Origin of the sequence: Puia sp., from assembly GCF_036500295.1 — a bacterium.
GTDB lineage: Bacteria > Bacteroidota > Bacteroidia > Chitinophagales > Chitinophagaceae > Puia.
Genome location: NZ_DASYCH010000071.1, coordinates 37,847 through 49,780, shown reverse-complemented (window position 1 = coordinate 49,780; position 11,934 = coordinate 37,847). Strand labels below are relative to the sequence as shown.

General features: G+C 58.3%; 10 protein-coding genes. 9 read left to right on the top strand and 1 reads right to left on the bottom strand.

Features of this window, described 5'->3' with window-relative positions:
• From VGM48_RS14560 to VGM48_RS14545, 4 genes are all read left to right on the top strand, one after another.
• The coding region (locus tag VGM48_RS14560; protein WP_331580315.1) for an NIPSNAP family protein at positions 1–786 on the top strand (786 nt) is incomplete at its 5' end.
• A gap of 16 nt (positions 787–802) precedes the next feature.
• Positions 803–3,556 carry an MG2 domain-containing protein gene (locus VGM48_RS14555; protein ID WP_331580313.1) on the top strand — a complete coding sequence of 918 codons (2,754 nt, stop codon included), beginning with the start codon at positions 803–805 and terminating at the stop codon, positions 3,554–3,556.
• Between the two features lie 135 nt (positions 3,557–3,691).
• Positions 3,692–6,151 (top strand): ABC transporter permease, encoded by a 2,460-nt coding sequence (locus VGM48_RS14550; protein ID WP_331580312.1) that lies wholly within the window; start codon positions 3,692–3,694, stop codon positions 6,149–6,151.
• Positions 6,152–6,221: 70 nt separating this feature from the next.
• Positions 6,222–6,959 (top strand): ROK family protein, encoded by a 738-nt coding sequence (locus VGM48_RS14545; RefSeq protein ID WP_331580310.1) that lies wholly within the window; start codon positions 6,222–6,224, stop codon positions 6,957–6,959.
• A 26-nt stretch (positions 6,960–6,985) separates the two neighbouring features.
• Here VGM48_RS14545 and VGM48_RS14540 read toward each other — a convergent pair whose 3' ends face one another.
• The gene (locus VGM48_RS14540) at positions 6,986–7,879 is read right to left on the bottom strand and encodes a sugar phosphate isomerase/epimerase family protein (protein WP_331580308.1); all 894 of its coding nucleotides are present in this window, start codon (positions 7,877–7,879) and stop codon (positions 6,986–6,988) included.
• 73 nt (positions 7,880–7,952) lie between these two features.
• Between VGM48_RS14540 and VGM48_RS14535 the strand changes: the two genes are divergently transcribed.
• The 5 genes from VGM48_RS14535 to VGM48_RS14515 all read left to right on the top strand — a co-directional run bounded on the left by VGM48_RS14535 (position 7,953) and on the right by VGM48_RS14515 (position 11,926).
• Entirely contained in the window at positions 7,953–8,423 is a 471-nt protein-coding gene (locus VGM48_RS14535; protein ID WP_331580306.1) for a RidA family protein, read from the top strand.
• A 4-nt stretch (positions 8,424–8,427) separates the two neighbouring features.
• Positions 8,428–9,519, top strand: a complete 1,092-nt coding sequence (locus VGM48_RS14530; protein WP_331580304.1) for a D-TA family PLP-dependent enzyme — start codon at positions 8,428–8,430, stop codon at positions 9,517–9,519.
• A 241-nt stretch (positions 9,520–9,760) separates the two neighbouring features.
• On the top strand, positions 9,761–11,077 hold the full coding sequence (locus tag VGM48_RS14525; RefSeq protein ID WP_331580303.1) for an inositol-3-phosphate synthase: 1,317 nt from the start codon (positions 9,761–9,763) through the stop codon (positions 11,075–11,077).
• Positions 11,077–11,544, top strand: a complete 468-nt coding sequence (locus tag VGM48_RS14520) for a phosphatidylglycerophosphatase A (protein ID WP_331580302.1) — start codon at positions 11,077–11,079, stop codon at positions 11,542–11,544. The genes VGM48_RS14525 and VGM48_RS14520 overlap by 1 nt, the downstream gene beginning before the upstream one ends.
• Positions 11,545–11,554: 10 nt before the next feature.
• Positions 11,555–11,926, top strand: coding sequence for a GtrA family protein (locus VGM48_RS14515; RefSeq protein WP_331580301.1), 372 nt, complete (start codon positions 11,555–11,557; stop codon positions 11,924–11,926).
• Positions 11,927–11,934: the final 8 nt, after the last annotated feature.

Genomic DNA, 11,934 nt, shown 5'->3' with positions numbered 1-11,934 from the left:
AGCAACATGGACAATACCCGCGGCTCAAAACAACAATGGTACGAGCTCCGTACCTATACCTTCGCCGAAAACGCGCAGCGCGATCTCACCACCGCCTATCTCGAAAAAGCCCTGCTCCCCGCCCTCAACCGCGCCGGCTGCACCAACATCGGCGTCTTCAGCGAACTCCCCCCGCAACCCACTGCCCCGCAACCCGCCTCCGCCCAACCCGCCGCTCCGCAACCCGCCCAGCCCGAGTCGGCCATCGCGAAAATCTATCTCCTCATCCCCTTCAACTCCATCGACGACTTCACCGGCATCGCCCAAAAGCTCACCCGCGACACGGCCTACACCGAAGCCGCCGCCGCTTATCTCGACGCCCCGGCCACCGCCCCCGCCTACCAACGCATCGAAAGCTCCCTCTTCAAAGCCTTCGCCCATATGCCCGTCATCGAACCCCCCGCGAGGAAACCCCGGCTCTTCGAACTCCGCCGCTATGAAAGCCCGGGCGAAGCCGCCGGACAAAAGAAGATCGAAATGTTCAACGACGCCGGCGAGATCGACATCTTCAAAAGGGTAGGGGCCCGCCCCGTCTTCTTCGGCGAAGCCCTCATCGGCCAATATCGCCCCAACCTCACGTACATGCTCACCTTCGACGATATGGCCGACCACGATGCCCGCTGGAAAGCCTTCGGCAGCGACCCCGACTGGAAAACCATCAGCAAAAAACCCGAATACTCCGACGCCCGCCTCATCTCAAAAATTACTCGTATCTTCCTCACACCTGCCGCTTTTTCGCAGGTATAGCTCAAACAACCCGGTCATGGGTACAAAACTGCTTTTCACGGGCCTCCTTCTCGGCAGCCTCGGCATCCTGCCCCTCAAACACACCGTCCTGCCCGACACCGCCCGCATCGACAATGCACTGAGCGAATTCTATCATAAATACCCCCCGGAAAAAGTAGTCCTGCTCACCGATCGCGAAGCGTATAGCCCCGGCGAGACCATCTGGTTCAGCGGATATATTACCTGCCTGGGCAAGCCTTCCCCCGTCAGCAAAATACTTTATGTCCAACTCCTGGACCCCACCGGCCTCATCCTCCAACGGCTGACCCTTCCGGCCGAAACCGGCGCCGCCGCCGGCAGCCTCGCGCTGCCCGGCGATCTTTCCAACGGCCGCTACCATCTCCGCGCCTACACCAACTGGATGCTTAACTTCGATCCGCTGTTATTCTTCTACCAGGAGGTCCGCATCGATGATCCCACTGTCTCAACCCCCGGCACCGCCACGTCTCCAGTCGCCGCGTCTCCCGGCACCCCCGCGTCTCCCGTCGCCGCGTCTCCCGCCTCCGCGTCCGCCGGCGATTACCACCTCGACTTCTTCCCCGAAGGCGGCAACCTCGTCACCGGCCTCACCAGCAGGGTCGCCTTCCGCGCCCGCGGAGCGGACAACCTCCCCGTCGCCATCCACGGCATCCTCATCGATAGCTCCGGCAAACCGGTCCACCCATTCACCACCCTCCACGACGGCATGGGCAGCTTCGTCATCCACCCCGCCCCCGGCAACCCCTACACCGCCCGCATCGAATTCCCCGGCGGGATCAAAAAAGACTTCCCCCTGCCCACCCCTCAGCCCTCCGGCGTAGTCCTTTATGTAAATCATTTCCTCGCGCCCAACGGCGACGACAGCATCTACTTCCGCCTGTCCCGCAGCATCGCGGCAAAGGAAAAATACCAGCACCTCATCCTCTGCGCCGAGATGCAGGGAAAGGTCGACTATACGTATGTCAACTTCGACAACGACTTCGCCGGCAACTACAGCAACACCGTCCTCTCCGCGCCAAGCCCCCTCTCCCTCGACGGCTTCCCCGCAGGGGTCCTCCACCTCACCGTCTTCAATGACGCCGAGGAACCGCTGGCCCAACGCCTCGTCTATCTCCAGCGCACCCGCGGACAGCTATCCCCGACGCTTATCCGCGATACCGCGTCCACCCAACCGCGGGGCAGGAACAGCTTCCGCCTCAGCCTCCCCGGCGACGCCGGCGGCTCCTACACCGTCTGCGTCACCCATCAACCCACAAACTCCCCCGCAACCAACTCACCCGCCGCAAACTCCCCCGCAACCAACTCTCCCGCAAACTCTCCCGCAACCAACTCCCCCGCCGCAAACTCCGCAAACTCCGCGGGCAACCTCCTGTCCACCCTTCTCCTCTCCTCCGATATCCGCAACGACATAAAAGCCGGGTCCTGGTATTGCCGCAACGCAGACCCCGAAACCGTAGCCGCCCTCGACCTCCTCCTGCTCACCAGCCGCTGGGCCCGCTTCGACTGGCAAAAGATCCTCAACAACGAATACCCGCCCATCCGCTACTATGCCGAGCAATCCCTCACCCTCAAGGGCCAGGCCTTCTGGGGCAGCGGAACGAACAAAAAACCCATGCGCAACGGCGAATTCTCGTTGATGATAAAAGCCCCGCACGATTCCCTGTTCGATATGATAAAAGTCCCCGTCGACAGCGAAGGCCGCTTCTCCCTCATCAACCTCAACTTCCACGATACGGCCGCGGTCTATGTGCAGAACAACAATACAAAAAAGGGTAGGGAAGTGACGGTCCTCTTCGAACGCGATCCCCTCGATACCATCCACTTCGCCGCCTTCCCCGACGCCGCCGATCCATCCCATATCTTCACGCCATCCGCCAACACCACCACGCTCCGCGCCCGCGAAAACAACATGCGCACCGGCCTCCCCCCACTCGCCGGCCAGCGCAAACAAAAGGACACGACCATCCTCAGCACCGCCCTCGTCCGCGCCCATCGCAAAACAAGAGAAGACAGTGTCCTCGAAAACTATGCGACCGGGATGTTCGCCAATCCCAATGCCTGGGCCAAGACCCTCGACCTCACCCAGGACAGGTCCACCGATAATCTCTATGGCCTCAATGTCATCGACTACCTCGCGGGAAAGGTCGCCGGGCTCCTGGTCAACACCAGCTCGGCAAACGGCCTCCCGCTGGTCGCCTGGCGCATCTCCAACGGCCGGTTCATCGCCGGTACCGATATGGCAAAACTCTACCGGATGAATGCCCCCGCTTTCTTCCTCGACGAACAACTGCTCAGCGAGAACAGCGACAACTATGAATCGGCCATGTACCTGCTCACGGAGATCCCCATCGCCCAGGTGGCGATGATCCGCGTCTTCGAACCCGGTACCTTCGCCGGCGTCAGCGGCATGGCCCCCCACGGCGTGATCGCCATCTATACAAAGAACGGCAGCGAAGGCCGGCTCAGGAACATCCCGTCCAATTTCAACAAAACAAAAAAAACCGGCTATTCCCTCACCCAGCCCTTCCCCGCACCCGACTACGATCACCCGAAACCGCTCTCGCAAAACGCTCAACCCCCGCGCAGTCGCAAGACCCTCTACTGGGACCCCGCCCTGATCCCCGATTCCACCACGCACACCGCCACCTTCTCCTTCTTCAACGACGACCAGCCCGGCCCCTTCCATGTCTCCATCCAGGGACTCGACCGCAACGGCCGCCTCCTTCATATCGATACCGTCTTCTCAAAATAACCGGACAACACCCGTATCGAAACCGAACAGCGGCAAGGCCGCCATCGTCACCAACCCATTAAAGATCAAGGCGCAGAAAATCCGGCATCCTCTTGGCAGCAACCCTCTCAACAAAACCGCGTCAACAAAACCGCCATGCTGACAACATACCTTACCAACGCTACCCGCGTCTTCCGCCGCAGCCGGCTCTTCACCTTCATCAACATCCTCGGCCTCTCCATCGGCATCAGCGCCGCACTGGTAATCTTCTGGATCGCCGATTATGAACTTTCTTTCGATCGGTTTGAACCTGCCCGCGAGCGCATTTATAAGGTCGTCATGGAAGGCTCCTTCGACGGCAACATCGCCCATGCCTCCGCCGTCCCCGCCCCCCTCGGCGCTGCCGTGCAAACCGAAGGCACCGGTTTCCAACTCACCGTACCCTACTTCGGCTATCAGCGCGACGGCACCGCAAAAGTCACCGTCCCCGGGAACTCCCCCGCCGCAAACTCCGCCGCAAACACCAAACCAACGATCTACAATAAACAACCCCATATCATCTACGTCACCCCCGACTATTTCCGTCTCGTCCCCCACCAATGGCTCGTCGGCTCCCCACAAAGCTCGATGACCAACCCCTTCACCGTCGTCCTCACCGAAAGCCGCGCGCATCTGTACTTTCCCAACGAATCCCTCCCCGCCGTTGTCGGCCGCCAACTAACCTACGACAATACACCCATGACGGTCTCGGGTATCGTAAAAGACGAACGCGAACACACCGACCTCGGCGGCGCCGAATTCATCTCCCACGCGACCATCGCAAAGACGTGGCTGCAGGAAAATTTCATGATGACGGAATGGAACGACTGGATGGCCTACTCTAACCTGTTCCTCAAACTCGCTCCGGGCACCACCCCCGCCCGCGCCGAAGCCCAACTGAACGCCATCTATAAAAAATACTCAAAACCCCAACCAAATAACAAGGGCGGCTGGCAGATCAAACTCCTCCCGCTGAGCGACCTCCATTTTAACTCACTCTATCACACCTTTGGCCAACGCGTCGCCTCGAAGCCCACGCTGTATGGCCTGCTGGCCATCGCCGCCTTTCTGCTCCTGCTCGCTACCATCAACTTCGTCAACCTCTCCACCGCCCAGGCTACGCGCCGCGCAAAAGAGATCGGCGTTCGCAAGACGATGGGCGGCTCCCGTGGGCGCCTCATCCGCCAGTTCCTCGGCGAGACCTTCTTCGTCGTCCTGATCGCCACGTTGCTCTCCATGGCCCTCACACCCGTGCTCATGGAAGCCTTCGCGGGCTTCATCCCGGCCGATCTTCATGCCGACTGGTTTCACCACCCCGGCAGCCTCCTCTTCCTCGCGCTGCTGATCCCCATCCTCACCCTACTCGCCGGCGCCTGGCCCGCCTTCCTCCTCTCCGGCTTCAACCCCGTAAAGGTCCTCAAGGATCAACACTATACTCCCGGCAGCAACACCAGCGGCGCCCGCCTGCGCCGGACCCTCACCGTCGGGCAATTCGTCATCGCCCAATTCTTCGTCATCGCCACGCTGCTCGTCGCCAAACAGATCCATTTCGGTCTCACCCAGGACCTCGGCTTCCGTCGCACGGCCATCCTCAATTTCGAAACCCCCTGGGATAGCGTCAACGTCCACAAACAGCGGTTGCTCGATGACGTTAAATCCATCCCCGGGGTGGAAATGGCCAGCCGCGGGTTCTTCCCTCCCGGCGGCGAAGGTGGCGCATTCGGCGACATCAGCTTCAAACCCCGGCCCGATATCAAAGCCGGCGTCGTGACCCGCTGGGGCGACAGCAACTATCTCAGGCTTTATGATATAAAACTCCTCGCCGGCCGCAACGTCCGGGGCGGCGACACCATCAGCGAAGTGCTGATCAACAATACCTACGCCCGCCTCCTCGGCTTTGACGATCCCGCGGCGGCGCTCGGCAAGCGGCTCACCTATTATGGCAAAAAGGAGGTCCCGATCGTCGGTGTCATGGCCGACTTCCATGAAGAATCCATGCACGAGGCCATCCAACCGCTGGCATTCGCGGGTCAAAAAGGCGATATCTTCCATATCCGGCTCACCTCGCCAACGGTCGCCGCCGGCGTCATCGACAAACTGCAAAAAGCCTTTCACGCCGTCTATCCCGAGGCCGATTGGGAATATACCTTCCTCGATGACCGGATCGCCAACTGGTACAAAGCCGAACAGGATATCATGCACCTGCTCTACTGGGCCACCGCCCTCACCATCGGCATCAGCTGCCTCGGGCTGCTGGGACTCGTCGTCTATACCACCAACAGCCGCACAAAAGAGATCGGCATCCGCAAGGTCCTCGGCGCCACCGTCGGCAGCATCGTTCGCATCCTGTCAACGGAATTCCTGCGCCTCGTCCTCCTCGCCTCCGCCATCGCCATTCCCGTCGCCTGGTGGGCCGCCGACCGCTGGCTCAGCAACTTCGCCTATCGCACCCCGATGAGTGCATGGGTATTCGTAGCCGGCGGCGCACTGCTGCTGCTGGTCGCCCTCTTCACCCTCAGCTTCCAAACCATCAAAACCGCCCTCGCCAACCCGGTAAAGAGTCTTCGAACCGAATAACCAACGAATTGGGCCGCCCGAGGGGCGGCCCAATTGTTGCAAACCCGTACCTTTAAAAAAAAGTAAAAGCATGGACGGCAATATCCTCGCTATCGACATCGGCGGCTCTCATATCAAAGGCACCATCCTCAACGCCGCCGGCGACCCGCAAACCGAATACAAAAAGATCGTCACCCCGCCGCAGGCAACCGCCCCCATCGTCATCGACATCGTCCGGCAACTCGCCAAAGACATGCCCGCATACGACAAAGTCTCCGTCGGCTTCCCCGGCTATGTCCGCAACGGCATCGTATACACCGCTCCCAATCTCTTTCCCACCATCTCCGGCGAGATCCCCCTCGGCCAGCAGATTGCCGACCAACTGAAAAAACCCGTTCGCCTCGTCAACGACGCCGACCAGCTCGGCCTCGGCGTCGTCAGCGGCAAAGGCTTCGAACTCGCCGTCACCCTCGGCACCGGCTTCGGCACCGCCCTCCTCATCGACGGCTACCTCCTCCCGCATCTCGAACTCGCCCATCACCCCATCAGCAAGGGCCGGGACTATGATGTCTACATCGGAGCAAAAGCATTGACAAAGGCGGGAAAAAAGAAATGGAACAAACGGATGGTCAAAGTCCTCGCCGTACTAAAAACGGTGTTCAACTACGACCGGCTCTATATCGGCGGCGGCAATATCGACAAGCTCGAGATCCCCCTCGAAAACAACATCATCCGCTTCTCCAACCGCGACGGCATAAAAGGCGGCGCCCGCCTCTGGCAGCTCGATGATAAATATCATATTTCGACCAATCATCCCGCCGGCCATTAACCCCCGAACCGTGCGGCAAGCGTGGTTTATAATGCGCGAATATATTTTGCACTCCCCTCAAACGTCTCCCAATCCATCTCTACAAAGAAATTCTTCACCCCGCCGGTCTTCGCCGCGGAAAAGAATTCCTTCCAGTCGATAACGCCCTTACCGATCGGCACTTCTTTCTTATCCGCCGTCCAATCGCTTAAATGCGAAGAAATAAACCGGCCCGGATATTTATTGAAATAGGTCGCGGCCTTATATCCAAGATTGATCACCTCCGTCTGGAATTGCATCTTCACCAGCTTCGGATCGAAGGTCTTCATCAGCGCGTCATAGATCAACGAGCCGTCAAGCGTCGCAAACTCAAAATCATGGTTGTGAAAGCCGGCCTGCATCCCCGCCGCCCGGATCTTCTCCGCGGCCTTGTTCAGCTTCTCCGCCGAATCGGTATAATCCTTCAGCGTGCTCGTCTTCGGCAACCAGAACGTCGAACAGATCATCTGGCTAAGGCCAAGCGCATGCGCAAACTCGATGCTCTTGTCGATCTTGTCGGGCGCCAGCTCCCCAAACCCATAGTGACAACTCGGACATTCAAGCCCCGCATCGTTGATGATCGACTTGATCTCCTGCCCTGTCTTCCCTTTGAGAAAACCAAAGCCGATGGTCTCATACCCCACCGGCGAACAGAGCTCCGTCAGCCGGTATCCAAACCCGGCCATCGTCTTTAAGGTCCCCGGAAAATCCTTTCCCAGCCGGTCGCGGATCGGAAAGGTCTGAAAGCCCAGCGGGATATTCAGGAAGGCCGCAGCCTCCATCATGCGGGCCGCCTCATCGCCCGATATTCCTGCCATCGCGGAAATACGCCCCAGGCCAAACGCCGCACCAAGCGTCAGCGCCGTGCGGGAAATAAAAATTCTGCGGGATGTCTTTTTCATATGTTACAGCGTTATAGTTAGTGTCACTAAATATACTACATTCGCCTCCATTTTTTGGCACAATCCAGATAACATGAGCAACAACACACCCGAACAGAATTTCGCGGCCCTCAACCTGACCCTTCCCCCCGCCCCGACACCCATGGGCGTCTACAAACCCTGTCTCATCGACGGAAAATATTTATATGTCTCCGGTCACGGCCCGCTCCGCGACGACAAGACCCTCATCGTCGGCCGCGTCGGCCAGGACCTCGATGCCGAAGCCGGCAAACAAGCAGCCCGCCAGGTCGGCCTGGCCATTCTCGCAACGGTAAAGTCCCACCTGGGTAGCCTCGACAAGGTCCGCCGCGTGATCAAAACCCTCGGCATGGTCGGCTGCACCCCCGATTTCGAAAAACATCCCTACGTGATCAACGGCTGCAGCGAACTCTTCGCACAGGTATGGGGAACTGATAACGGCGTCGGTGTCCGCAGCGCCGTCGGCATGGGCTCACTGCCGGGTAACATCCCCGTCGAAATAGAAGTTATTTTTGAACTACATTAGTGGTATGGATTGGTATCATCTCACGCAGCCCGAAACGCTGGACACCCCGGCGCTGATCGTCTTCCCCGAAAGAGTAAAGGAGAATATCCGCCTGGCCATCGAAAGGGTCGGCAGCCCCGCACGGCTGCGCCCCCATGTCAAGACGCACAAAAGCCCCGACTGCACCCGCCTCCAGCTGGCCGCCGGGATCACCCGCTTCAAATGCGCCACCATCGCAGAGGCCGAAATGCTGGCCCTCGAAGCCGCGCCCGACGTGCTGCTCGCCTACCAGCCGATCGGCCCCAAGACCGCACGCCTCGCACAGCTGATAAAGAAATATCCCAACACCACCTTCTCCTGCCTCATCGATAATCCGCAGGCCGCCACCGCAATGGCCGCCACCTTTGCCGCCGCCGGCCTCACCGTTCCGGTTTATCTCGATATCAATGTCGGCATGGACCGCACCGGCATCGCTCCCGGTGACGAGGCCCTGCAGTTGTATAAGCTGGCCGCCCAAACGCCGGGTATCAACCCCATAGGCCTGCATGGCTACGACGGCCATATCCGCGACGCCGACCTCGCCGAACGCACCCGCAAATGCGACGAAGGGTTTGATTTAATCACCAGATTAAATCAAACCCTTGGCTTGCCCATCATCGCCGGCGGCTCCCCAACCTTCCCCATCCACGCAAAACGCGCAGCCGATATTCAATGCAGCCCCGGCACCTTCGTCTACTGGGACAAAGGCTACGCCGACGGCTTCCCCGATCAACCCTTCCAGCCCGCAGCCCTCGTCGTCACCCGCGTCATCTCCCTGCGCGGCGACACCCGCCTCTGCCTCGACCTCGGTCACAAATCCATCGCCCCCGAGAACGACCTCCCCCGCCGCGTCTCCTTCCTCAACGGCCCCCATCTAAATGCCGTCGGCCAAAGCGAAGAACATCTCGTCGTCGAAGCCGGCCCTAACCACGGATTCAGGATCGGCGACATTTTCTATGGCATCCCCTTCCACGTCTGCCCCACCATCGCCCTCTATGACCGTGCGCTCACGGTCGAGGCCGGCCGCATCACCGGGGCCTGGAAAAACACCGCCCGCGACCGCAGCATCTCCCTCTGATCCCGCGCCCCCCGCTGACCACCGGCCCCACCCGCGCGTTTGTCACCAAAAACCGGCCGTTCACCGACTTTAACTATCTTCGCTGCCCCGCTCCAATTATCTTGTGACCTACCCGATTGCCGGCCAGTGAACAAACATTTTAGCAAACTTTTCGACCAAAAAACAATTTTGTTCGAAAATTGATTATTTCGATAATTTTGTTCATTCAACTCTGCATTACTCAATCTAAAAACCAAGAAACATGGAAGTAAAAGAAGCGACTGGGCGTTTAGGCGTATTGCTCCCAGGCATGGGCGCAGTAGCAACTACCCTCATCGCAGGCGTAGAAGCCATTAAGAAAGGCATTGCACAACCGATCGGCTCTCTCACTCAAATGGGCAACATTCATTTGAATCGGAAATCAGGTAACAACTATCCAAAAATTAAGGAATTCGTTCCTCTCGCCGGTCTCAACGACCTTGTTTTTGGCGGTTGGGATGTATATGAAGAGAATGTATATGAGGCCGCAAGCCGCGCCAAGGTCCTCGAACCCGGCACCCTGTTCGCACTGAAAGCCGAACTCGAAGCCATCAAACCGATGAAGGCCGTCTTCGACAAATCGTATATCAAGAACCTCGACGGCACCCATATCAAACAGGCCGATACAAAAATGGCCCTGGCAAAAGCCGTCATGGACGATATGCTCAACTTCCAGGAGTCCCGCGGATGCGACCGCCTGGTCATCGTCTGGTGTGGCAGCACGGAAAAGTACATCGAGACCTCCAGCGTACACGAAACCCTGGCCGCCTTTGAAAAAGGCCTGAAGGAGAACGATCCGCGCATCGCCCCCAGCATGATCTATGCCTACGCCGCCCTGAAACTGGGTGTGCCCTTCCTCAATGGCGCCCCCAACCTGACGGTGGATATCCCCGCCCTGGTGGAACTCGCCGCACAGACCCAGGCCCCCATCGGCGGGAAAGACTTCAAGACGGGCCAGACCCTCATGAAGACGATCCTCGCCCCCGGTCTCCAGGCCCGCGCATTGGGTGTAAAAGGCTGGTTCAGTACCAACATCCTCGGCAACCGCGACGGCTATGTGCTCGACGAACCCGATAATTTCCGCACCAAGGAAGTCTCCAAACTCAGCGTCCTGGAAGACATCCTCCGCCCCGACCTCAGCCCCGACCTCTATGGCCAACTGTATCACAAGATCCGCATCAACTATTACCCGCCCCACGGCGATAATAAGGAATCCTGGGATAATATCGACATCTTCGGCTGGCTCGGCTACTCGATGCAGATAAAGATCAATTTCCTCTGCCGCGACTCGATCCTGGCAGCCCCCCTCGTTCTCGACCTGGCCCTGTTTGGCGACCTGGCCAAACGTTCAGGCCTCAGCGGCGTTCAGGAATGGCTGTCGTTCTACTTCAAGTCACCGCAGACCGCGCCCGGATTCCGTACCGAGCATGACATTTTCAAACAATTGACCGTACTGCAGAACGCCCTGCGAAAACTCATGGGTGAAGAATTGGTGAATCCCGAGGGCCTCACCTACGCGGAAGAAGAAATCACCGCCTGATGGGGTTGATCCATAGACTCATTTCCACTTGCCTGGGAATAGGCTATACTCCAAAAGGCGGGGGAACAATTGCCGCTGCCGTCTGTTGTATAGCCTGGTATTTTGCCTGGGCGGGTGGAAATGAGTATTTTAATATAGGGGCCGGGCAGTTGGGCGTCACCATCGTCCTGCTGATCATCGGCATCTGGAGTGCAAATAAAGTGGAAGCAGAGTGGGGGGAAGATAGCTACAGAGTTGTTATTGATGAGGTTGCCGGTATGTGCCTGACCCTTTGCTTCGTACCCGTTCGCTGGCCCTATATAATCGTCGGACTGGTTTTTTTTAGATTTTTTGATATCGTTAAACCATTGGGTATCCGCAAGATGGAACAGTTGAGAAGCGGATGGGGCGTTATGATGGACGATATGCTGGCAGGAGTGTATGCCAACCTTCTGCTGCAGATCGTCGTATTTATCAAGCCTTGGTAGTGTAGTATATATGATCACATTCACGAAAGCGCAGATCGCTTCCCTGCTGGCCACCGGTGTGGATTTCCTGGTGACTTTCCTGCTGGTCCGGCTTGCCGGAGCACCAATTGTGGCCGGCGGTGCAACGGGAACCATCTGTGGCGGTGTCACCCATTTTATGATCAGCCGTAATTGGGTATTTAGTGCACAGGAAGGAAAATGGGCAGCCCAGGTCAACCGTTATGTGTTGGTTTGGATCGGTAATTTCCTGCTCAACGTATCCGGGCTCTGGTTATTCACACATTACACGGAAATAAAAGATTTGTTGGCCAAGGTCATCGTAGCGGTGGCGGTGGCCGTATGTTATAACTACGTACTGCAGAAAAGATTTGTATTTAAATAAAAAAGGAT